Annotated in this window: 21 protein-coding genes; 17 read left to right on the top strand and 4 right to left on the bottom strand. The window is 46.4% G+C overall.

The window, feature by feature from the left end:
- Positions 1-289 precede the first annotated feature (289 nt).
- Positions 290-1,177, top strand: a complete 888-nt coding sequence (locus VIM72_RS13110; protein WP_332003281.1) for an AraC family transcriptional regulator — start codon at positions 290-292, stop codon at positions 1,175-1,177.
- Positions 1,178-1,234: 57 nt separating this feature from the next.
- Here VIM72_RS13110 and VIM72_RS13105 read toward each other — a convergent pair whose 3' ends face one another.
- From VIM72_RS13105 to VIM72_RS13090, 4 genes are all read right to left on the bottom strand, one after another.
- Entirely contained in the window at positions 1,235-2,002 is a 768-nt protein-coding gene (locus VIM72_RS13105; protein WP_332003280.1) for a hypothetical protein, read from the bottom strand.
- Between the two features lie 226 nt (positions 2,003-2,228).
- Complete coding sequence (locus VIM72_RS13100; protein WP_332003279.1) at positions 2,229-3,524, bottom strand: radical SAM protein; 1,296 nt, start codon at positions 3,522-3,524, stop codon at positions 2,229-2,231.
- A 20-nt stretch (positions 3,525-3,544) separates the two neighbouring features.
- Positions 3,545-4,072, bottom strand: a complete 528-nt coding sequence (locus VIM72_RS13095) for a hypothetical protein (RefSeq protein ID WP_332003278.1) — start codon at positions 4,070-4,072, stop codon at positions 3,545-3,547.
- A 76-nt stretch (positions 4,073-4,148) separates the two neighbouring features.
- On the bottom strand, positions 4,149-5,192 hold the full coding sequence (locus VIM72_RS13090; RefSeq protein WP_332003277.1) for an agmatinase family protein: 1,044 nt from the start codon (positions 5,190-5,192) through the stop codon (positions 4,149-4,151).
- A gap of 239 nt (positions 5,193-5,431) precedes the next feature.
- On the opposite strand from VIM72_RS13090, the gene VIM72_RS13085 reads away from it, so the two are divergent.
- From VIM72_RS13085 to glgB, 16 genes are all read left to right on the top strand, one after another.
- Positions 5,432-5,830 (top strand): cytochrome c maturation protein CcmE, encoded by a 399-nt coding sequence (locus tag VIM72_RS13085; protein ID WP_142685114.1) that lies wholly within the window; start codon positions 5,432-5,434, stop codon positions 5,828-5,830.
- A 71-nt stretch (positions 5,831-5,901) separates the two neighbouring features.
- Entirely contained in the window at positions 5,902-8,385 is a 2,484-nt protein-coding gene (gene ccsA / locus VIM72_RS13080) for a cytochrome c biogenesis protein CcsA (protein WP_332003276.1), read from the top strand.
- Positions 8,386-8,517: 132 nt separating this feature from the next.
- On the top strand, positions 8,518-9,519 hold the full coding sequence (locus VIM72_RS13075; protein ID WP_332003275.1) for an alpha/beta hydrolase: 1,002 nt from the start codon (positions 8,518-8,520) through the stop codon (positions 9,517-9,519).
- Positions 9,520-9,599: 80 nt separating this feature from the next.
- Positions 9,600-10,223, top strand: coding sequence for a DUF4294 domain-containing protein (locus tag VIM72_RS13070; RefSeq protein ID WP_332003274.1), 624 nt, complete (start codon positions 9,600-9,602; stop codon positions 10,221-10,223).
- 45 nt (positions 10,224-10,268) lie between these two features.
- A complete protein-coding gene (locus tag VIM72_RS13065; protein WP_332003273.1) occupies positions 10,269-10,763 on the top strand; it encodes a hypothetical protein in 495 nt (164 codons plus the stop codon).
- A 35-nt stretch (positions 10,764-10,798) separates the two neighbouring features.
- Positions 10,799-11,527, top strand: a complete 729-nt coding sequence (gene bshB1 / locus VIM72_RS13060; protein WP_332003272.1) for a bacillithiol biosynthesis deacetylase BshB1 — start codon at positions 10,799-10,801, stop codon at positions 11,525-11,527.
- A gap of 802 nt (positions 11,528-12,329) precedes the next feature.
- Complete coding sequence (locus VIM72_RS13055) at positions 12,330-12,872, top strand: peroxiredoxin (protein WP_394349218.1); 543 nt, start codon at positions 12,330-12,332, stop codon at positions 12,870-12,872.
- 96 nt (positions 12,873-12,968) lie between these two features.
- Positions 12,969-13,556, top strand: coding sequence for a carboxymuconolactone decarboxylase family protein (locus VIM72_RS13050; protein WP_332003271.1), 588 nt, complete (start codon positions 12,969-12,971; stop codon positions 13,554-13,556).
- A gap of 191 nt (positions 13,557-13,747) precedes the next feature.
- On the top strand, positions 13,748-13,984 hold the full coding sequence (gene rpmB / locus VIM72_RS13045) for a 50S ribosomal protein L28 (protein ID WP_089759466.1): 237 nt from the start codon (positions 13,748-13,750) through the stop codon (positions 13,982-13,984).
- A 30-nt stretch (positions 13,985-14,014) separates the two neighbouring features.
- Positions 14,015-14,197, top strand: a complete 183-nt coding sequence (gene rpmG / locus VIM72_RS13040) for a 50S ribosomal protein L33 (RefSeq protein WP_079468086.1) — start codon at positions 14,015-14,017, stop codon at positions 14,195-14,197.
- Positions 14,198-14,269: 72 nt separating this feature from the next.
- Complete coding sequence (locus tag VIM72_RS13035) at positions 14,270-14,443, top strand: DUF4295 domain-containing protein (RefSeq protein WP_142685122.1); 174 nt, start codon at positions 14,270-14,272, stop codon at positions 14,441-14,443.
- A gap of 387 nt (positions 14,444-14,830) precedes the next feature.
- Positions 14,831-15,793 carry a signal recognition particle-docking protein FtsY gene (gene ftsY / locus VIM72_RS13030; protein WP_332003270.1) on the top strand — a complete coding sequence of 321 codons (963 nt, stop codon included), beginning with the start codon at positions 14,831-14,833 and terminating at the stop codon, positions 15,791-15,793.
- A 207-nt stretch (positions 15,794-16,000) separates the two neighbouring features.
- Positions 16,001-16,882 carry a cupin-like domain-containing protein gene (locus tag VIM72_RS13025; RefSeq protein WP_332003269.1) on the top strand — a complete coding sequence of 294 codons (882 nt, stop codon included), beginning with the start codon at positions 16,001-16,003 and terminating at the stop codon, positions 16,880-16,882.
- Positions 16,883-17,096: 214 nt separating this feature from the next.
- Complete coding sequence (gene rimO, locus VIM72_RS13020; RefSeq protein WP_332003268.1) at positions 17,097-18,413, top strand: 30S ribosomal protein S12 methylthiotransferase RimO; 1,317 nt, start codon at positions 17,097-17,099, stop codon at positions 18,411-18,413.
- A 127-nt stretch (positions 18,414-18,540) separates the two neighbouring features.
- Complete coding sequence (locus VIM72_RS13015) at positions 18,541-20,307, top strand: DEAD/DEAH box helicase (RefSeq protein WP_332003267.1); 1,767 nt, start codon at positions 18,541-18,543, stop codon at positions 20,305-20,307.
- A 147-nt stretch (positions 20,308-20,454) separates the two neighbouring features.
- Positions 20,455-22,398 carry a 1,4-alpha-glucan branching protein GlgB gene (glgB, locus tag VIM72_RS13010; RefSeq protein ID WP_332003266.1) on the top strand — a complete coding sequence of 648 codons (1,944 nt, stop codon included), beginning with the start codon at positions 20,455-20,457 and terminating at the stop codon, positions 22,396-22,398.
- Positions 22,399-22,665 lie beyond the last annotated feature (267 nt).

Raw genomic sequence — 22,665 nt, 5'->3', positions numbered from 1 at the left:
CCACGGTCCACACCTTTTTGCCGGTTCAGTAACCGTTTTCTTCCCTGTGGCCGGCTGACCTTCAAACATATTGAAACTGCTGTTGAATAAAAATATCATTGCCAGTACCGGCAAAAGAAGGATTCTTTTCATATCTGGGTTATTTTGGATAAAACAATACATCAATTTACCTTTTTTTAAACGTCTTTCTGATTAAAAGTCCAGCTTGAGAATTTGGAATATTGTCCAACTCTTTACCATTATTGCCACATTATCCCTAATTTTGCAGATAAAGTAGTAAAATTGGTTAATGAAAGTAATTCAATTTACTGTCCCCGTTGCCGATGAAGGTGCTGTAGTGATACAGGAAGATATCCTCCCTTATTTCTATAACTACCTGCATCGCCACAAAGAAGCGCAGGTGACACTGATTATAAAAGGAGAAGGTACCCTGATTGCGGGGAACTATACCCAACCGTTCAAAGCAGGAGATATTTATGTGATTGGCGCCAACCAGCCCCATATGTTTAAAGGGGATGCCCGTTATTTTGAGAATTTACAGGAGAAGAATATTCACGCCATCCATATCTTTTTCGATCATGAACATGCCTTACAGGGCTTGTTTTCACTGAAAGAGATGGATACTGTAAGAAAGTTCCTGCAACTCACTGCAAACAGTTTGCAACTGCCTGCGGAATATGCAGAGAAAACAGCAACGGATATATTAAAGATCGCACGACTCAGCGGCGCAGAAAGATTGCTGGCATTTGTAGGCATGCTGGTGTATTTCTCTAAACAGGTGAAGGATTGGAAGTCTTTATCCACGGGCTTTTCCAGGCACTCTTACAGTGAGTCGGAAGGGCTGCGGATGAATGATATTTACCAGTATACCCTGGAGCATTATGCGGAGAATATATCATTGGGACAAATTGCCGGCGTAGCGCATCTTACTACCTATGCTTTCTGCAAATACTTTAAAAAACATACGCGCAAAACTTACCTTGAATTCCTCAATGAGATAAGAATTAATGTGGCCTGCAAAAATATCATCAACGGGGATTTCGATAGCATTGCGGCTGTGGCCTACGCCACCGGGTATAACAACCCGATCACGTTTAACCGCGTGTTCAGGAAAGTAACAGGGATGTCGCCTTCCGCGTATGCAAGGCAATACCGTTTTGCGGAAGAGCTAAAGTAAGGCCGGTGGTTATACGATGCTTACAGCCCCGGCTAAGAATTAATTACTATTAACGTATCAAGCCTGCGGCTGTTCAAACGACCATCCCGCTTCCAATAACGGCGCCACCTGCGGATGCAGGCCGATGATGTCGTTATTATTCTCCTTGATGTCTTCCTGTTTCAGGTAATTTTTAACATACCTTGCTACCAGGTAGCCGATACCCACACCTAACAGGCCCATGATGATCAGGCTGCCAGTAAAAGCGCCGATAACAACAAACAATATCACAATGCCTCCCCAGGTAAAGTGATATTTATTGCTCAAAGTATCATGCTCATTGGCACAGCGGCCGCAACGCGGCACCTTTAATTCCAATACGGAAAATTTTACTTTCCGGGCCACTATATAATTGGAACGGTCTTTCTCTATATATAATTTCTTTTCGAGTGCGCTGTTAATATCATGTGGAGCGCCTGCGCAAAAGTAACAGATGTCCTGCCCTACATGCTTGCCATACAGTTCTTCCAGCTGTTTTTCATACACCCATATATTTTGGCGCAGCTCATCAGAAATATACAGGCCCAGCGCCCATTTCACCAGGGTGGTGGCGCTGCCCAGGTCCCGGTCTTTGTTCCAGGCTACCAGTGCGAAGGCAGTTAAGGCAGTGGCAATGTCGTCTTTTACCGCTGGTTCATAGGCATATTTGTCGTTGACTGCATCAACAGTAAAAACTTTCCTGATTGCCGTAACGGCTTCCCGGGAGAGGAGAGCACTTTGTTCTACTTCATTTTGCAGCGCTTCTATGCGCGCGGCAATATTGTTGCGCTTTTGCAGGTGTTCCATAGGTAAGGAGATAGTGTATTATTAAAGCTAATATATATAAAATATTTGTATTTTAATAATATCTCGGGCCGCCAGCCACCTTCAGGTAACCGAAATGGGCTGATCAAAAAGTAAAATGAAAGCTTTGCAAATCGCGTAAACAATAATGGGGCTCCGACAGGTACCCGGAAAAAAAAGGGCTGACCAATATTTTTTGGTCAGCCCCTGTTATCTTTCTGTATTATTTTCAATGTGCGAAATCGCTCATATAATCGCCGGTAATACGTTCTATTGGAGGGTTGAAGTAACCGAACTTCAGGTCAGGGAATTCTTCATGGATCAGTTCCTGCAGTTGTTTTACGCCTAAACATTCTCCTGTTTCCGTAATGCCCAGCTTACCAAGGTACCAGTCGGGGTCAATATTGAAATTGCGCCACTGGATCATGTTCAATCCTGTTTCCCGGATCAGTTTGCGTAACGCTTCATATTCATCAGCGCTGTCTGTCATACCCGGGAACACGAAATAATTGATGGAGGTCCAGCCACCGAATTCACGCACTACTTTCAGACTTTCGATGATGTCTTCAAAAACGTAGTTGTTAGGCCGGTAATAAGGCGTGTAATATTTTTCCTGGGCAGAGTTCAGGCTTACGCGGATACTGTTCAAACCAGCTTCGCAAAGGGCTCTTACAGCATCGGGCTTACTGCCGTTGGTGTTGATATTGATACTGCCTTTAGGCGTATGTTTACGTATTTCCAGGATGGATTCGCGGATGGTTTCCCACATGAGCAGGGGCTCGCCTTCACAGCCTTGTCCAAAGCTCACGATAGGGAAAGGCGCTGTTTCCAGGTGAGGCACCGTATATTCTACAATTTCTTCCGCAGTGGGTTTAAAACGGAGCCGGTCCTGCGTGGAAACAATGCTTTCTTCTTCCGGCTGGAATGAAATACATCCAACGCAATTGGCATTACATGCCGGAGAGGAAGGAATAGGGCATTCCCATCTTCCCATAAAATAATTACGGGCGGCGGGGCACTCATAAGTAAGCGCGCAGTTTTCCGCAAGATGCTGCACCAGCCTGTTATGCGGGTATGCTTCTACCAGGGTTTTTACACCCTGTTTCACTTTTTTATCGTCAAATCCTGCGCATTCCTGGCGGATGTCTGCTTCAATACGGGTAGCCGGTACATAAAATTTACCATCCAGCCAGCCCACTGCAGTATAACAGAACAGCGGCAGGGTAGGTGCATCCGGCATGGTTTCGTAGGCAGCCAGGTAAAAGCCGGTGTGCGCCGGCGGTATGAAAGCGGCTACGGCCCATCCTTTGTCGCACAGCTGCATATCGCCGGTGGCGGCGTTGATGCCAATCCCACGGCGGCCGGGCAACTCATACAAATTACCTCCATCCGGTAATTCAATCCATTCATCTGCTTCTACCGGCCATGCGTCCCAGCCGCTGCGACCGGTTACATACATGGAGGTATCTTCAAAAATATTACCGTTACCGTCTGAGTATAATATGTAAGGTGTTTGTTTCAGCATTTTTTGTTTTTATGTACTGTTTATTGCACCCTGCTCTGAAAGAAATTATTCAGGGCTTCCCTTTGTGCTGCGCCTGGTTCATCCAGTACTTCCAGATGCAGGATCCTGTTATTTTTAAAGTCGATCGTAAGCAGGTCGTTCCGCAAAATTACGTTATTCAGTTCGTTCCAGCCAACCAGCCTTTTGGAAAAGGTGCCGGGAAGGGTGATTCCGGTAGTATCCATTTTTACGTAAGAAGGTTGGAAAATGCGGTATTCCATCCAGCCTACATACGCCAGCCCGGCGCCCACCAGGAACAGCAATAATGCGGTAACCGGGTTCAGGTGTGAAAGAAAGTACAAACTGCCGGTGAAGCAGATGAGCGCTTCTATCATCCTGGCTACGGTGTTGGCTTCGGTGAATTTCTTAAACTTCCTCATGGTAAAAGGAAAGCCGATACAGGCCAGCCCTACTATAAGAAAGAAAACTGCCAGGAACCAATTTGGCTGCGGACTGCGGTAAATACCGATCGCATTAAACAGGAACAGAATGCCTGTAAGCCCGTGCATTATTGGTAAAAGCCGGATTCTGCTGGGTGTATTCGGATGCAGGATGCGCAAACTATGCATGTACAGGAATGTGAGATTAGGAATTGGAACTGATCAGCAGGTTGCAGAGTTTGAACAGCACGCGGGCGCCTACATTGGCATCCCATTCATCATGTGAAGTGCTTACTTCATTCAGATCAAATCCGATCAGTTTCCTGCCGCTTTCGAGCACTTTTTTGAAAAGATAGTATACCTGCTCTGCTTCGAAGCCGCCGGGTACCGGGGTGCCGGTATGCGGGCATAATTTCGGATCGAGGCCATCGATATCAAAGCTGATATACACCTGCTGCGGTAAAGTGGCTACAATGCTGTCGCAGATGGCTTTCCAGGACTCTCCTTCATATTGTCTTTCCTTGATCTGTTTATCAAAGAAGGTCACTACACGGCCTTCGCTGTTATTGATATAATCCACTTCTTCTTCGCAGTAATCGCGGATTCCCACCTGTACCAGTTTAGAGAGCTGCGGTACTTCAGCCAGCGCGTTGAACATGATGGAAGCGTGGGAGTATTTGAATCCTTCGTATGCATCGCGGAGATCGCAGTGTGCATCTATCTGGAGTATACCGAATTCGCCTTTTTGCTCGCCAATGGCTTTGAAGAAGCCCAGCGGCGTACTGTGATCGCCGCCTACGAGACCTACCAGCTTGCCTTTTTCCAGCAGGGCTTTGGTTTGGGTGTATACCCATTCATTCATGGCCCTGGTACCATTGCTCACGTCTACCAGCGTTTTTTTCAGGAATTCATTTTCAGAGATATCTCCCCCTTCGGTCAGGAATTTCAGGTACAGTTCAGCTTCCTTACGCAGGTAATCGCTACGCAGCAGCAGGTGCTTGTCTGGCTCCCGCATATAGAAACCCTGTTTCCAGCCGTCTTTCACATCTGCGTCGTACAGGTCTACCTGGAAGGAAGCCCTGAAAATATGTTCCGGGCCACGGGCAGTGCCGTTATTATAAGAAACGGTTACTTCCCAGGGAACAGGTAATAATACCAGTTTTGCTTCTTCTTCGGAAAAAGGCAAGCCAAAAACGTTGTTGGACAGCAGGCCAACCGAGTTAGGGTCAAATTGAGATAAATCTGCCATGATAAAGTCGTACTTTTCTAAATTCCGCGCAAAGATAGGATTATGTTTACTTACAGCCGTCCTTCTCATAAAAAGAATTGCCTTTTATATAAATTTTGTCGGAAGAAGGTCATTTTGACTTAATTTTGCCGATTAATCGGAAACAAATAAAGTAAGGCAAAAAGAGGGGAGGTGTCGAAGTCGCGCTGGTAAAGGGTTTTTGCAGCTTGTGTCTAATCAATAGGGAAGATAATTTTCATATGAAAAAAACAAATATTATTCTGCTGGTGGTAATTGCGGTGGCAATTGGTGTGATAGTGACTATGGTGGGTGATTTCAGTACCTATGAAACTTTTGCAACAGCCCGCGAGAAAGAAGGAAAAGAGTTCCATGTGATCGGTACGCTAGATACCCTGAAAGCAATGAACTACGATCCGATCAAAGATGCCAACCTGTTTAGCTTCTATGTCCACGATAAAACCGGGGAATCCCACAAAGTAGTTTTCTACGGCGCCAAACCTACCGACTTTGAAAAAGCCGAATCCATTGTACTTACCGGTAAAATGGAAGGCAATGAATTTCACTGCAGTAAAATACTGATGAAATGCCCGTCCAAATACAAGGACGACCAGGTTGCTGTTAGCAACAAACAGTTGTAATCAGCTATAGGATATGATTATCATCGTCAGGTAATCAATGCCACAATATTTATATCTCTCAGAGGAATTTTATGAAGTTTGTAGGGGAACATTTACTGCCGGGCCAACTGGGCCACTTCTTTGCCATACTGGCATTTGTAGCATCTATGGTAGCCACTGTGGCTTATTATAATGTAGTTAAAGGAAAAGAACCGCTGATCAGGGACTCATGGAAGAAAATGGCCCGCTGGTCATTTATTATCCAATCGGCCGCCGTAATAGGCGTTTTCAGCTGCCTGTACTTTATCCTGTATAATCACTATTTCGAATATAAATACGCATGGCGCAATACCTCGCGCGACCTGCCCATTCAATACCTGTTGTCCAGCCTCTGGTCCGACCAGGAAGGAAGTTTCCTGCTCTGGAGCATCTGGAACAGTATCCTGGGAATTATCCTGATCCGCACTTCCAAAAACTGGGAAGCGCCGGTGATGACGATTTTCTCCCTGGCACAGCTGATCATGGCCAGCATGTTGCTTGGCATTTTCATCCTTGGCTACAAAGTAGGCAGTAATCCTTTCATGCTGCTGAGGGAAGCGCCTGAAAACCAGGCTGCGCCTATTTTCCAGACTGCTGATTATATGCAGCATATCCACGACGGAAATGGCTTGAACGTTACGTTGCAGAACTACTGGATGGTGATCCACCCGCCGGTATTGTTCCTGGGTTTTGCTTCCATGATCATTCCTTTTGCCTTTGCTTTTGCGGGCTTATGGGTAAAGGATTACACCGGCTGGGTAAAACCGGTGCAGCCCTGGAGCCTTTTCGCCGTAATGATGCTGGGAACCGGTATCATGATGGGCGCCGCCTGGGCTTATGAGTCACTGAACTTTGGTGGCTATTGGGGATGGGACCCGGTAGAGAATGCCTCGCTGGTGCCCTGGCTCACCATGGTGGCCGGCGTGCACACCCTCCTGGCTTACAAAGCCACCGGGCACTCGCTGAAATCTACTTTCTTCTTCTTCTTTATTTCCTATGTACTGATCCTGTATTCCTCTTTCTTAACAAAGAGCGGCGTATTGGGAGATACCTCCGTACACTCCTTTACTGACATGGGAATGACCGCCCAGCTGTTGTTTTCCATGCTGGTATTCACGATTCCTTCTATCGCCCTGCTGATCATCCGCAGGAAGGAAATTCCTTCTGTGAAGAAAGAAGAGAACAGCTACTCCCGCGAGTTCTGGCTGTTTGTAGGCTCCCTGATCATGCTGATTGCAGGCATCCAGATCACCTTCACTACTTCTATTCCTGTATGGAATAAATTACTGAGCGCAACCGGTCTGAAATCGCTGTTCAGTATGAATGATATAGCGCCTCCGTCCGACAGCATTTTCCACTACAACAAGATCCAGATCTGGATTGCCATTGTACTGGGCGTGCTAACCGCCATCGTGCAATTTATGCGATACAAGGATACTCCCCGTGGCGAGCTCACTAAAAAGCTGCTGGTACCTACCGTGGTAACTTTATTGTTAACCGGGCTGGTAGCCTGGAAAGGCACCATCACTTATGATAAGTATGGCGCCGGCTTCCTCACTGCTATTTACCTGATGTTGTTTGCCAGCATTTATGCCATTGTGGGCAACTTCTTTTATATCTTCTCCGGTCTGAAAGGAAAACTGAAAAATGCAGGCGCTTCTGTAGCGCATATCGGTTTTGGTATGGTGCTGCTGGGCGTACTCATCTCTTCCGCTAAAATGGAAGTGATTTCACTGGACCGCATGAAAATGCTGGGCGATGGTATTTTTACAAAGGAAAGCAAACAGAATCCGCGCGAAAATATCATGCTGCCAAAAGATGTACCGGTGGAGATGGGGGAATATCATGTTACCTATACGGGTGATTCCGTGGCACAGGGCGATCCCAAAACATACTATGTAGTGCATTACGAGAAAAAGGATAAACAAACCGGCAAGGCGCTGGAGCGTTTTACTCTTTACCCGGATGCTTTTGTGAATAAAAAGGAAAATGCACTTTCTTCCAACCCGGCTTCCAGGCATTATCTTACAAGGGATATTTTCACCTATGTGTCTGCCGCGCCTAACCGCGATGAAGCCGCCCAGGCAGATACCACGCCTTATGTGACCCATGAAATGAAGCAGGGCGACTCTGTTTTCTTCTCCAAAGGGTTCATTGTGCTGAAAGGATTGAACACGAACCCGCAAAGCCGTAATTACGTTCCACAGAGCGGCGACCTGGCAGTGGGAGCTGAGCTGGAAGTATACACGCAAACAGATGATCACTTTAAACTGCAGCCTATCTACTTTATCCGCGACAGCAGCTACCAGTACAGCGTGGAAGACACGCTGGCGCCGCTGAACCTGAATGTAAGGTTCTCGAAGATCATGCCTGCGGAAAATAAAATAGAGCTGAAAGTAAAAGAAGCCACCAGCTTCAACGACTATATTGTGATGAAAGCGTTGATATTCCCTTATATCAACGTGTTATGGCTGGGGATCATTGTAACGATAGTAGGTACCGCTATGAGTATTTATCAAAAAATAAGAAGAAGATAACCTTCAGATAATTTTTAGAAAGAATCCTTCAATGGCACGGCTGTTGAAGGATTTTTTCTTGGTTAAATCCTTACTCCAATGGCGGCATTTCAGAATTCTTCTCTACATTTATCATGAATAAATATCCTGATGATGCCTAGGTGGTTACGTATATCCCTGATCGTTATAGCCATGCTTGCCGTGGTATATTTTCTTGGTCCCTCCCCCGGGACGCCGGTGTATGAACATGCCCTGCCCGCGGTACCGGCTGCCGGCCCTGCCCTGGATGCCTATATAAAGCATAAAGAAGCGGCCTTCCGGCTGAAGCCCGATAATGAAGCCCGTATTGTATGGCAGGACACCGGCTTTCATAAAACCCCTTATTCCGTGGTGTACCTGCACGGTTTTTCCGCCAGCCAGGAAGAAGGGAACCCGGTGCACCGCAATTTTGCCGCGCGTTATGGGTGTAATCTTTTCCTGTCGAGGCTCGATGGGCACGGGATTGAAACAAGCGATCCGCTGTTGCATATGACAGCAGCCGGTTTGTGGAAAGATGCAGAAGAGGCGTTGAGCATAGGCAAGGCGCTGGGTAACAAGGTGATCCTGATGACCACCTCCACCGGAGGAACGCTGGCGCTGAAGCTGGCCGCCGCTTATCCCAATGATGTGTATGCGATGATCAATATGTCGCCCAACATCGCCATCAACGACAACCTGGCCTTCCTCGCCAATAACCCCTGGGGGTTACAGCTGGCCAGGGCCGTGAGCAAAGGGGATTTCCGGCGTAGCGATGATAAGAACCCGGAAATAGCAAAGTACTGGTATAATAATTATCGCCTGGAAGCGGTGGTACAGCTGCAAAACCTGCTGGAGTCCAGCATGGTAGACGCAACTTTTGAGAAAGTGCATCAGCCGGTGCTTAACTTATATTATTATAAAGATGAGGCAAACCAGGATGGAACTGTGAGAGTATCTGCCATCCTGGAGATGGAAAAAAAGCTGGGCACGCCCGATTCCCTAAAAGAGGCCGTGGCGATCCCCGGGGCAGGTAATCATGTAATGGGATGCGCGCTCACAGGGCACGACATTCCCGCGGTGGAAAAGGCGATGGATCATTTCGCGGAGAACACCTTACATATGAAGCCAGTCCGCTAACACTTTTTAGTTAACACTGAATCTGAAATCTTTTTATAACTTGTGGTAACATTCTATCAGTAAGCAACGTTAAGTTAACTATGCGTATCCGTCTTCAACAGATCATCGTTTCACTATTCCTGGTATTGGGCATGTCCCTCTGCCACAGGAGCGCGATGGCCCAGGAGGCGCATGGGGCGGATGTGATACCGTTGCATGCCATTGTAGTGGGGCAGGATACGGTGCCGGTGATCACCCTGGCCATATTTGACGTAGTGGCAAAGATGCCGAAAGCCCTGCGTAAGGAACGCGAGCGCTGGAGCCGTTTACGGAACGCGGTATATGTAACTTACCCTTATGCCAGGTCCGCAGCAAGGGTGCTCAAAGATGTGAACAGCCGCCTGGCTACCATGAATAAAAAGGAACGCAAAGCCTTCCTGGCCACCAAGGAAAAAGAGCTCAAGGCCCAGTTTGGCGATAAACTGGAAAACCTCTCTGTATACCAGGGAAAAGTGCTGATGAAACTGATTGACCGCGAAACGGGGCAGAACTGTTTTGAAATCATCAAGGAGCTTAAAGGCGGCTTTAATGCCCGCGTATGGCAAACCGTTGCTTTCTTTTTTGGAGGCAACCTGAAAAGCGATTATGATAAGCAGGAAGATCATGACATCGAGGTGATCGTACAGGAACTGGAAATGTACCAGCAATACCGCGTCTACAATTAATTGGGCTATCTTCGTAATATTCGCCTGTCATGAAAAGGGTTTATTATGAAAGCAAGGATCTTATTTAGCAGCTTATTATTTATTTCCGTTGGAGCCATGGCACAGGTGGCCGGCGATGACCCGGTGTATGTGCTGGACAGCGTGGTGGTAAACCAGGCCGCTATAGGGCAGGTATCGCCCGACCGTATAGGGGTGATCACCATTGCCAAAGGCGCCAAAGCGGTGCTGAAGTATGGCAGCCAGGCAGAAAATGGCGTGGTATATATTGAAACCAAACCCTTTGCCCGTAAAAGGGTGAATGTGCTGCTTAGCAGCCAGTCGCCGGCATACGACAGCCTGCTGCGCAGGTATGGCAACGACAGCAGCTTTTACTTCATCGTAAATGGCAAACCCGTTACCCCCACTAATGAAACCGGTTTAATGACCCTTGACCGGAAAACCTTCCGTTCCCTGCGGATTATTTCTGATAAAGAGGTACAGGACAAGTACCAGGTGATGGACCGGAAGGCCGGGATCGTTATCACCAGCTCAGAAGAATAAATATTTTCCCATCTTTGCACCTCAATTTACAGCATATGAAACTAGATATACTGGCTATAGCGGTGCACCCGGACGATGTGGAACTGGGTTGTGCCGGCACCCTGATGATACATGCGCAGCAGGGAATGAAGGTAGGCGTTGTGGATCTTACCCGTGGAGAACTGGGCACCCGTGGTACTCCCGAACTGCGGGAGCAGGAGGCCCAGGCAGCCGCAAAGATCATGGGCCTTGAAGTAAGGGAAAACCTGGGCCTGGCCGATGGCTTTTTCAGGAATGATACAAAGGAGCAAATGGCCATTATTACCGCCATCCGTAAGTACAGGCCGGAAATTGTGCTGGCCAATGCAATGGACGACCGTCACCCCGACCATGGAAGGGCCGGCAAACTGATTGAAGACAGTTGTTTCCTGGCGGGATTGAGAAAAGTGGAAACTTTGGCAGATGGGCAGCCTCAGGAAGCGTGGCGCCCGAAACAGGTTTTTCATTTCCTGCAGGACCGTTATCATGAGCCCGATTTTGTAATAGATATTACCCCCGTAATGGAACGTAAGCTGGAAGCGATCAGGAGTTTCAGTTCACAGTTCCTGGCGCCGAAAGACCATGAGCCGCAAACCTATATTTCCGGTTCCGCCTTTTTTGACAGCGTTATTTACCGTGCGAAAATGCTGGGGAAGATGGTAGGAGTGGAGTATGCAGAAGGTTATACTTCCGCCAAAATGATCGGTATCCGGAGCTTTGCGGATGTGATCAGTGAGAATACCTGATTGGCTTTGCAAACGAACAGCAGTGGTTTAGCGGATACTTGGCGCATGCTTATGGCATGCAGCGAAAAAGGACATGACGTGGAGGAGAGGTGGACTTGATCCGGAAATATAGGCTGGGTAAGAGTTATAGAGGAAATTTATGTGTTCCGTTACACACTTAAAAGGAGTTGGGAGACAATGGCGAAAGTATTCGCTGTTGTCTCCCAATTCTTTTTTATCGGTTGAAAATCAACTATAAAGTGTGTGTGAAGGCGGATGAATCGGAGCGAGTATCCGCTGAGAAATTTAAGGGGGGTGGAGCGCAACCCGGCTGCATCATTATTTGCCGGCATATAAAAGCCCGACCCCACTTTTGGGGTGTTTTCAGAAACGGTCAATGGGACCCGCTAAACACTAAATGAACAGATCTCGTGTAGCGTCAAATTCATCGTGTTTAATGATGCTGTTTTTAATAAACGGGATCAAAGCAAGTCCAATCGTAATAACCACCAGTAAAAAGTATTTTTTCTTCATTTCCATGCTAATTTGATTAAAAAGTCCATCTATATAACTAAATAACGTGCCAAAATGTTACAGAAATAGCATAAAAATGTTAAGCCTGGAATATTTTTTTTGATTATATAGGCGCCGCTCCCCGTTAGTTGTGTAACCGCAGTAAAAAACGATATATATAGAGAAAGTCAATACCACATTTTTAAAATCTATTTGATTAATAATGAATGTAATGTGATCTTTGCGCCGTCAAAGAATAAAATCATTAGTCTGTAAATCAAAAAGAGAATTAGTTATTATGAAAAATGTTATCTTATCCGTAGGGTCAGAGTTTCCCGAATTCAAAAAAACGGCTGTAGTATCTATTGAAAAAGGTAAAGAATTTTATGAGCTGTCTTCAGAAGAACTGAAAAACTCCGGCAAATGGATGGTGATGTTCTGGTGGCCTAAAGACTTTACTTTTGTATGTCCTACTGAAATCGCTGAATTTAACAAACATGCACAGGATTTTGCTGATCGTGATGCGGTGTTGATCGGTGCTTCTACTGACAGTGAGTTTGTACATGCTGCATGGAGAAGAGATCATGAAGACCTGCGCGGACTGCAGTTCCCTATGCTGGCTGATACTTCCAAATCCCTGGCTACCGAGCTGGGTATCCTGGAAGCTAATGAAAAAGTGGCTTACCGTGCTACTTATATTGTAGATCCCCAGGGTATTGTACGTTGGGTTTCCCTGTACGACCTGTCTGTAGGCCGTAGTGTGAAAGAGGTACTGCGTGTGCTGGATGCACTGCAAACAGATGAGCTGTGCCCTTGCAACTGGACTAAGGGTGAAGCTACACTGTCTGTTTAATTAATCAAGTCATTTACTGTTTTATTACGGGAGAAGCAGTCCTGAAGGGATGGCTTCTCCCGTTAATGAAATGAATAGATAAAAAAATTACATATTATGTTTGCAACAACAAATCAGGATACGGCTGTACAGTTACTGGAGGCGGTGGGATTAACGGCTGATGCGGTGTCCGGTAAACTGCAATCCCTGGTGAATGTGGATGCACGTTACCTGAAGGATCTGAAGATCAATGTAGCCAATTCACTGGCGGCGCCTACGCTGCAGAAAAAGGAGGCATATATGATCGGGCTGGCCGTAGCGGTGAATGAGAAGCATGCGGGGCTGCAGGCATCGTTTGAGAAGCTGGCAGTACAGGAAGGGGCAACAGCCAAGGAGATTGCAGAGGTGATCAGTTGTACTTCCCTCATGAGTGCCAATAACGTGTTTTATCGTTTCAGGCATTTTGTGAACAAGGAATTTTACACCAACACCCCGGCAGGTATCCGGATGAGCATTATGGCGAACCCGGTGCTAGGGAAAGAGTTTTTCGAGTTGCTGAGCCTGGTGGTTTCTGCGCTGAATGGTTGTGAAATGTGCGTTACTTCCCATGAAGAGGCGTTACTGAAACACGGAACAGATCAGCAAAGGGTATTGGAGTCGGTAAGATTGGGAGCAGTTTTGCGTAGCCTGATCGTGCTGTTGTAAAAAAAAATCTGGCAAAAGACAGATGGAAATCTGCCATATAATTATTTGGTTATCAATCTTTTGCATTGTGTTCACATCTTGAGGGAGCCCTTTTTAAGGGTGGCTTTTATGCATTTGTGAATAAATTCATTTAATAATATTTGCAAAATCCACAAAAAAATTGGACTTTTGCATTCCTAAATTTTTAGATCATGGCAAGAGTATGTCAGGTGACAGGAAAGAAGCCGATTACAGGTCACCATGTTTCCTTCTCCAACATTAAGACAAACAGAAGGTTTCTTCCTAACCTGCAAAAGAAACGTTTTTTCCTGGCAGAAGAAGACAAATGGATATCATTGAAAGTATCTGCTGACGGTTTGAGAACCATCAACAAGAGAGGTTTGTATGCAGTTGTGAAGGAATTGCGTGCAGCTGGTCAGGAAATCTAATTCTAAGACTCACTTAATTTGTAATACACAATGGCAAAAAAAGGTAATAGAGTGCAGGTAATTCTGGAGTGTACAGAGCACAAAGCTTCTGGTCAGCCCGGAACTTCCCGTTACATCTCTAACAAGAATAAGAAAAATACTCCTGAGCGTCTGGAGTTGAAGAAGTACAATCCTATTTTAAGGAAAGTGACTGTACACAAAGAAATCAAATAATAATTGTTGATGGTGAATGGCTGTATCAGTATACTGCCAATAGCCATTAGACCATAAAAACAATAGAATACCATGGCAAAAGTAGCTTCAAAGAACGCGAAAGTAAAAGATGCTAAAGCAGCAGCTGAATCAAAGGTATGGACCAAGGTGATCAGGGCAGTACGCTCTCCTAAAACCGGTGCATACACCTTTAAGGAAGCTATCGTGCACAAGGATAAGATCCAGGAGCACATGAACCAAAAGTAATTCGGCTTTACTAATAATACTGAAAGGCTGTCCTGATAAAGGACAGCTTTTTGCGTTTAGCGCGGATTTACGCGGATTTTGTCTGACTCAGGATTTTGATGATTTCGCTGATTACGCTGATTTTATTCTTTTTGATTTTACAGATTGGGGGAGATATAAGCGATTATACGCATGCATATTTTTTATATATCCTGAGTATATTATTATATTTCTAAAAATCCCTTAAAATCCCTTAAATAAAATCAGCGTAATCAGCGAAATTATCAAAATCCTGAGTCAGACAAAATCCGCGTAAATCCGCTAAAAGATGTATTTTAGCACCCTATTGCAAATGCTGTCACGGATAACTCAAAAAACGGAACATACCGGACCCAATTAATCTAAATTATGAGCTTTTTCAATAAACTATTTTCCAGGGAGAAGAAGGAGAATCTGGACCAGGGATTACAAAAAACCAAAGAGAGCTTCCTGAGTAAAATAGGACGCGCCATTGCAGGAAAATCTACCGTAGATACTGAAGTATTGGATAACCTGGAGGATGCCCTTGTTTCCGCTGATGTTGGGGTAGATACCACGGTAAAAATCATTGACCGGATAGAGCAACGGGTGGCTAAAGACAAATACCTGGGAACCAGTGAGTTAAACAGGATGTTGCAGGAAGAAATTGCAGCCTTGCTGGTAGATGCGCCCGATAGCGGTTTCCGGGATTTTGACATACCGGAAGGCAAAAAGCCTTACGTGATCATGGTGGTAGGCGTAAACGGGGTAGGTAAAACCACTACTATTGGTAAGCTGGCCTACAACTTCAAGAAAGCGGGCAAATCAGTAATGCTTGGCGCAGCAGATACTTTCCGTGCAGCAGCGGTAGATCAGCTCACTATCTGGAGCGAAAGAGTGGGAGTGCCTATAGTAAAGCAACAGATGGGATCTGACCCCGGTGCGGTAGCTTTTGATACCGTACAGAGCGGCGCCGCCAGGGAAGTGGATGTAATTATTATAGACACCGCCGGCCGTTTACATAACAAACTTCACCTGATGGATGAACTCGGCAAGATCAAACGGGTAATGAAGAAGGTGATCCCGGATGCACCGCATGAGGTACTGCTGGTACTGGATGGTTCTACCGGGCAGAATGCGCTGGAGCAGGCCAAACAGTTTACCGCCACTACTGAGGTAACGGCCCTGGCAATCACCAAACTGGATGGTACAGCGAAGGGCGGGGTAGTGCTTGCCATTGCCAACCAGTTTAAAATACCGGTAAAATACATCGGTATAGGAGAGAAAATGGAAGACCTGCAGGTATTTAATAAAGAATCTTTCGTAGAATCACTGTTTAGCGTAAATTCCTGATTTTGTTGTTATTGTGAAGCTTATTTATCAATTAGCGCAAACTTTATTTAATATTTTACTTTAGGTAAAAACAATCGGGCTCCAACAGGAGCCCGGCTCATTTTTTGATTAACATTAAAGCGCTTCGTTTGTAGTTATAAAATAACACCGCATTTATTACATTTGAATAATTGTTCCCTTTTTGTACCCTTTTAACAATTCGTAAGTATGATAATACAGCACATAGATCGAGTTGAAGATATTACACCAGCGGAATTCAAGAAAAATTACTACCATCCACGTAAACCTGTAATTATCCCGGCATCAGCACTTAGCCAACACTGGCCGGCCTACAACAAGTGGACATGGGATTATTTCAAATCAATAGTCGGGCACAAGACGGTTGGGGTATACAATAATGAGCGCGCCAACGAAAATACCCTTGTAAACGGAGCAGATGATTACATTACTTTCGGGGCATACCTCGATATGATACAGCAGGGACCGGTGGCGCTCCGGATTTTCCTGTTTAACATTTTTCAGCATGCCCCCCAGCTGGTGGAAGATTTCACTTTCCCGGATGAACTGGCTTCCGGATTCCTGAAAAAATTTCCCATGTTGTTTGTGGGTGGCGCGGGATCTGTAGCGCATATGCACTATGACATAGATCTTTCGCATATTTTCCATACCCAGTTCATTGGCCGCAAAAGGGTATTGTTGCTGGAGAATAACCAGTCGCCCCTCATTTACCGGATGCCTTTTACCGTAGAAAGCGCCGCCAATTTCGTGAACTGGAACGAGCAGCTGGACCAGGAACAGTTCCCGGCGCTGAAACATGCAAAGGGATACACTGCCGTGCTCAACCATGGCGATACCATGTTTATGCCGGCTGGCTACTGGCATCATATGGAGTACCTGGATGGCGGTTTTGCCATGAGCCTGCGCGCACTGGATCCTTCTTTCATCAACAAACTCAACGGTCTTTACCACCTTGTGGGCCTGCGGGGAATGAACAATCTTATGATCAAGATGGCGCCTAAATGGTGGTACCATTATAAAAGACAGAAAGCCCGCGAACGTGCCGAGAAGGCCATGCAGATGCTGGGCTGACCTGGTTCCAATGTTATGCTAAGTAACTAGTCAACAGTTACTTAGCATTAATTTCTGATTGTCAAATCTTTTTTCTACCTTTGCACCTTCCTTAACCCCCACTAAGACTCAAGTCACATACAGTAAGTCTGCTGTTACATTCAATCAGTGTCTGTGTGTCTTCGTGGCGGTAGCGGTTCAGCAATAATTGACCGCTTGTTTAAAACATTCGCGCTTGAAGACAAAAACTTTAAAGAAAGACAAGGTTAATATTATTACGCTTGGTTGTTCCAAGAACATGGTGGATTCAGAGGTGCTGAGCGGACAGCTCAAAGCTAATGAAATCGATGTGGTGCATGAAAGTGCAAAACGCGACCACAACATTGTTGTAGTGAACACCTGCGGATTTATTGACAAGGCCAAAGAAGAATCGATTAACACCATCCTGGAGCAGGTAGAGCTGAAGCAACGCGGTAAACTGGATAAGGTGTATGTAACGGGTTGTTTGAGTGAGCGCTACCGGGGCGACCTGGAATCAGAGATAGCAGGAGTAGACGCCTGGTTCGGCACCATGGAACTGCCCCTGATCCTGAAAAAGTTTGACGCAGATTATAAAGCAGAACTGATTGGAGAAAGATTACTGAGTACCCCTTCTCATTATGCTTACCTGAAAATAGCAGAAGGTTGTAACCGTACCTGTTCTTTTTGTGCCATCCCGCTGATGCGGGGAGGACATGTTTCCAAACCTATCGAGGAACTGGTAACAGAGGCACAGAAGCTGGTTAAATCAGGTGTAAAGGAAATCATGCTCATTGCGCAGGAACTGACCTACTATGGCCTGGACCTGTATAAGCAGCGCCGTTTGGGCGACCTGATGCGGGCGCTGGCCGGAGTGGAAGGACTGCAATGGATCCGCCTTCACTACGCTTATCCAACCAAGTTCCCGATGGAGATCCTGGATGTGATGAACGAGTTCCCGAATATCTGCAAATACATCGATATGCCGCTGCAACATGCTTCCAATGCCATGTTGAAGGCAATGAAACGCCAGATCACCCGGGAGGAGATTGAGCAGCTGGTACACGACATCCGTGCGAAAGTACCTGGTATCTGTTTACGTACCACGCTCATTGCCGGTTTCCCCGGTGAAACGGAAGACGATGTGGAAGAATTGAAAGGGTTCCTGGAAAGAATGCGTTTCGACCGGGTAGGAGTATTTACTTACAGCCATGAAGAAGGCACCAGTGCCTACGAGCTGGAAGATAATATCCCTGCAGAGGAAAAGGAGAGAAGAGCGCAGGAAATTATGGAAGTACAGCAGGAAATCTCCCTGGAAAAAAACCAGGAAAAAGTAGGGAAGATCTTTAAAGTAATAGTAGATAAAAAAGAGGCAGGCAGATACCTTGCCCGTACCGAGTTTGATTCGGTGGAAGTAGATAATGAGGTGATCATAGACACCAACAAACGCCTGAAACCGGGAGATTTTGTGGAAGTACGTATCACCAAAGCGTTTGACTACGACCTCGAAGGAGAACTGGTAGCTAACAGTTAATGACTGAAGCCATCAACACAGCCGATAGCTAACCGCTAAAAGCTGAAAATAATATTTCTAACAGCTGATAGCTAACTGCTAAAGGCTATATCCACAGCTCCCGACGGAGCTTGATTAATGCAAATCAATGACTACATTTGAATCACTGGGCTTACAAGAGCCTATTTTAAAGGGAATTACGGACCTGGGCTTCGTTTCCCCAACTCCCATCCAGGAACAGGCAATACCAGTATTGTTAGGAGGCGACCGCGATTTCGTAGGTCTTGCCCAGACGGGCACCGGTAAAACTGCCGCATTTGGCCTGCCACTGTTGCAGCAACTGGATCTGAAAATAAATAAACCACAGGGGCTGATCTTATGCCCTACCCGTGAACTCTGTTTGCAGATCACCAACGATCTGAAAAACTTCAGCAAATACCTGGGCGATGTAAGCATCGTAGCGGTATATGGCGGTTCCAGCATTGTTCAGCAGCTGCGTGAACTGAAAAGAGGAGTACACATCGTAGTGGCTACTCCCGGCCGTTTACTGGATATCATTGACCGTGGCGCGGTTAACTTTGAAAACGTGCGCTACGCGGTACTGGATGAAGCAGATGAAATGCTGAACATGGGATTCCAGGAAGATATCAACAGTATCCTGTCCAACACACCTGAAGGTAAAACCACCTGGTTGTTTTCTGCTACCATGCCGCAGGAAGTTCGCCGTATCGCCAAGAAATACATGGAAGATCCGTTTGAACTGACCGTAGGCAGCAAAAACAGCGGTAACGTTAATATTGAGCACGAATACTATGTAGTGCGCCCACGCGATAAATACGCGGCCCTCAAACGTATCGTGGATTTCAACCCTGAAATTTTTGGTATCATCTTTACCCGTACCAAAATTGAATCACAGGAAATTGCCGAATCACTGATCAAGGACGGTTACAATGCAGACGCCCTGCATGGCGACCTGACCCAGCAACAGCGTGATAAGGTAATGAAACGCTTCCGCGAAAGAGCGTTGCAGGTACTGGTAGCAACCGACGTAGCTGCACGCGGTATTGACGTGGACAACGTAACGCACGTAATCAATTACGACCTGCCGGACGACGTGGAAAATTACACCCACAGAAGCGGCCGTACAGGAAGGGCCGGTAAATCAGGTATCTCTATTGCTGTGATCAGCAGTCGCGATATCGGGAAGATCCGCCAGATTGAACGTGTGATCCAGAAGAAATTTGTAAAAGCTGAAGTACCGGATGGTTTCGCAGTTTGTGAAAAACAACTGTTTGGCCTGGTACATAAGGTACATAACGTGGTAGTAAACGAAGAACAGATTGAACCTTATATGGAGCGCATCAACGAAGAGTTTGCATCCATGACCAAGGAAGACCTGATCAAACGTTTTGCTTCCCTCGAATTCAACCAGTTCCTGGAATACTACCAGGATGCGCCGGATCTGAACGCGAAAGACGACAGACGCGGTACATTCGGGGAAGACAGGGGACCGCGCAGAAGCGATGGCAAGTTCACCCGTTTGTTCATCAACCTGGGCTCTGTAGACGATTTCAACCGCGGCGATATGCTCCGTTACCTGTGTGATAATACCGGTTTACGTGGCAATAAAATTGGCCGTATCGATCTGAAAGGGGTTTATTCCTTCTTTGAAGTAGAGAACGATGAGCTGGCGAAAGTAACTGAAGCCTTCAAGAAAGTGGAATACAATGGCCGCAGTGTGAGGATTGAAATGTCACAGGATGGCGACAGACGTCCACGTTCCGGTGGCGATTACGGTCCGCGTAAAAGAAGCTGGAGCTCTGAAGGCGGCCGCCCGGGCGGTAGCCGCAACGGTGGCGACAGGCGCGAGTCTTTCGGCAGTGGTGGCAAACCCCCGTTCCGTAAAAAGTACTAATCCGCATATCAGAATAGCGATATAAATGAAAAAGGTGTCCACAGGGCACCTTTTTTGTTTTCATGAAAATATCTGTTTCATCCTGACTGTCATTTTCCCAAAAATTAAACTATCTTGTTAATTAAGACACCCAATTCACACGTTACTATGAACGGAGATACAAATCGCGCTTTACAGTATGTAGAACCATTTACCCTGTTTTCTTCCAGTGATATTACCCTTTTCCAGGCGGGCTCACACTACCGGCTATACGAAAAGTTCGGGGCGCATGCCACAGAAGTGGAAGGCGCCAGCGGAACCTACTTTGCCGTTTGGGCGCCGGATGCCGCATTTGTGGCCGTAATGGGTGATTTTAACGGGTGGGATCATTACAGCCATACCCTTTACCCGAGGTGGGACAGCTCCGGTATCTGGGAAGGCTTTGTGCCTGGGGTGAAACCTGGCGCCCTCTATAAATATTTTATCCGTTCCAACAGCGGTGAAGAGCTGATAAAAGGAGACCCATACGCCAATCACTGGGAGGTGCGCCCAAAAACCGCTTCCATAGTATACCCGCTGGATTATGAATGGGATGATAAGAAATGGATGGATAACCGCCGGAACAACAATGCATTGGACCGTCCTTTTGCCGTATACGAGGTGCACCTGGGCTCCTGGCGCCGTCCGGATCCTGCTGATGCCGAGCGGGTGTATTCTTACCAGGAAATAGCCGAAATGCTGGTGCCGTATGTGAAGGAAATGGGCTTTACCCATGTGGAGATGATGCCCGTAATGGAGCATCCCTTTGATGGCTCCTGGGGCTACCAGATCACCGGGTACTTTGCGCCTACTTCCAGGCATGGCACGCCGCAGGATTTTATGGAAATGGTGGAAGCATTCCACCTGGCCGGTATAGGCGTAATACTGGATTGGGTACCTTCACATTTCCCGTATGATGCGCATGGATTATTCCGGTTCGACGGATCGCATGCATATGAGTATGCGGATATGCGTAAAGGTTATCATCCCGACTGGAACAGCTATATTTTTAACTATGCAAGAAATGAAGTGCGGTCGTTTTTGCTGAGCAATGCCATTTTCTGGTTCGACCGGTTTCATGTAGACGGCATCCGTGTGGACGCCGTAGCTTCCATGATACACCTGGATTATTCCAGGGAAAGAGGGGCCTGGGAGCCAAACGAAGTGGGAGGCAATGAGAACCTGGAAGCCATCAGTTTCCTGAAGAAACTGAATGAAACGGTATATGCGCTGTTCCCTGATGTACAAACCATTGCAGAGGATTCCACCTCGCATTACGGGGTATCAAGGCCCACCTTTATGGGAGGATTGGGTTTTGGAATGAAATGGATGATGGGATGGATGAATGATACCATTGATTATTTCAAAAGGGACCCCATTCACCGGAAATGGTACCAGAACGATCTGACCTTCAGCATGGTATATGCTTTCGGGGAAAATTTCATGTTGCCGCTGAGCCATGACGAAGTAGTGCATGGGAAATCGCCCATGCTGTATAAAATGCCCGGCGACGACTGGCAGAAGTTTGCCAATCTCCGTTTGCTGTACAGCTATATGTATACCCATCCCGGTACCAAGCTTTTGTTTATGGGAGATGAATTTGGGCAAACGTCTGAATGGAATTACCGTGGAGAGCTCGACTGGCACCTGATGCAGCATGCCACTCACCAGGGCCTGAAAGCGTTTGTAAAGGATATCAACGGATTTTATGCCCGTTCCACCGCTTTGTATGAGCAACAGTTTGATCCCGCGGGGTTTGAATGGATCACGGTGAATGATTATGACAACTGTGTACTGGCTTATACGCGGAAAGGAAAGGCAACAGACGACATCCTGCTGGTAGTGCTGAACATGACCCCGGTAGTGCGTGAGAACTACCTCATTGGGCTTCCGGTAGCAGGGGAATGGGAAGAAGTATTGAACAGTGATGCACCGGAGTATTATGGCAGCGGGGTGCTGAATACGGGCGTAATAAGGACCACCAAACAGATATATAACGGCAGGGACTATACGATTTCTTTGCGCCTGCCTCCTTTGGGTGCAACGATACTCAGATTTACGCGGAGATTGTAGAGAAGGTTGTCTGACTCAGGATTATGATGATTATGCTGATTTTTTCTTTAAGATTTTATAAAGGATTTTGGGAGATTTAGTAAGATCATTTGACTGAATTTTAAAAATATTCCGGGAGATAACAGGGTGATATTTTCACTGTTATCTCCCGGATTTTTTTATAGAGAATGAAATCAAAATAATCAGTGTTTCAGGACAAACGGGTGGATTAGTACTTGTAGCAAAGGCGCCTGGGCACAGGATTACAGGGATTTATTTTTCAGGGGA

The organism is Chitinophaga sp., from assembly GCF_036569185.1.
In the GTDB taxonomy this organism is placed as follows: Bacteria; Bacteroidota; Bacteroidia; order Chitinophagales; family Chitinophagaceae; genus Chitinophaga.
Note: the sequence above shows the minus strand (reverse complement) of the source record. Positions and strands in the feature narration are given on the sequence as shown.

Excerpts from the sequence above, each read along its gene's own strand:
- VIM72_RS13025 (WP_332003269.1), top strand. The coding sequence starts at position 16,001 with ATGATAATACAGCACATAGATCGAGTTGAAGATATTACACCAGCGGAA.
- ftsY (WP_332003270.1), top strand. The coding sequence starts at position 14,831 with ATGAGCTTTTTCAATAAACTATTTTCCAGGGAGAAGAAGGAGAATCTG.
- VIM72_RS13100 (WP_332003279.1), bottom strand. The coding sequence starts at position 3,524 with ATGCTGAAACAAACACCTTACATATTATACTCAGACGGTAACGGTAAT.
- VIM72_RS13110 (WP_332003281.1), top strand. The coding sequence starts at position 290 with ATGAAAGTAATTCAATTTACTGTCCCCGTTGCCGATGAAGGTGCTGTA.
- rpmB (WP_089759466.1), top strand. The coding sequence starts at position 13,748 with ATGGCAAGAGTATGTCAGGTGACAGGAAAGAAGCCGATTACAGGTCAC.
- VIM72_RS13070 (WP_332003274.1), top strand. The coding sequence starts at position 9,600 with ATGCGTATCCGTCTTCAACAGATCATCGTTTCACTATTCCTGGTATTG.
- VIM72_RS13085 (WP_142685114.1), top strand. The coding sequence starts at position 5,432 with ATGAAAAAAACAAATATTATTCTGCTGGTGGTAATTGCGGTGGCAATT.
- VIM72_RS13095 (WP_332003278.1), bottom strand. The coding sequence starts at position 4,072 with ATGCACGGGCTTACAGGCATTCTGTTCCTGTTTAATGCGATCGGTATT.
- VIM72_RS13035 (WP_142685122.1), top strand. The coding sequence starts at position 14,270 with ATGGCAAAAGTAGCTTCAAAGAACGCGAAAGTAAAAGATGCTAAAGCA.
- VIM72_RS13065 (WP_332003273.1), top strand. The coding sequence starts at position 10,269 with ATGAAAGCAAGGATCTTATTTAGCAGCTTATTATTTATTTCCGTTGGA.
- bshB1 (WP_332003272.1), top strand. The coding sequence starts at position 10,799 with ATGAAACTAGATATACTGGCTATAGCGGTGCACCCGGACGATGTGGAA.
- ccsA (WP_332003276.1), top strand. The coding sequence starts at position 5,902 with ATGAAGTTTGTAGGGGAACATTTACTGCCGGGCCAACTGGGCCACTTC.
- VIM72_RS13105 (WP_332003280.1), bottom strand. The coding sequence starts at position 2,002 with ATGGAACACCTGCAAAAGCGCAACAATATTGCCGCGCGCATAGAAGCG.
- rpmG (WP_079468086.1), top strand. The coding sequence starts at position 14,015 with ATGGCAAAAAAAGGTAATAGAGTGCAGGTAATTCTGGAGTGTACAGAG.
- VIM72_RS13015 (WP_332003267.1), top strand. The coding sequence starts at position 18,541 with ATGACTACATTTGAATCACTGGGCTTACAAGAGCCTATTTTAAAGGGA.
- VIM72_RS13075 (WP_332003275.1), top strand. The coding sequence starts at position 8,518 with ATGCCTAGGTGGTTACGTATATCCCTGATCGTTATAGCCATGCTTGCC.
- VIM72_RS13090 (WP_332003277.1), bottom strand. The coding sequence starts at position 5,192 with ATGGCAGATTTATCTCAATTTGACCCTAACTCGGTTGGCCTGCTGTCC.
- VIM72_RS13050 (WP_332003271.1), top strand. The coding sequence starts at position 12,969 with ATGTTTGCAACAACAAATCAGGATACGGCTGTACAGTTACTGGAGGCG.
- glgB (WP_332003266.1), top strand. The coding sequence starts at position 20,455 with ATGAACGGAGATACAAATCGCGCTTTACAGTATGTAGAACCATTTACC.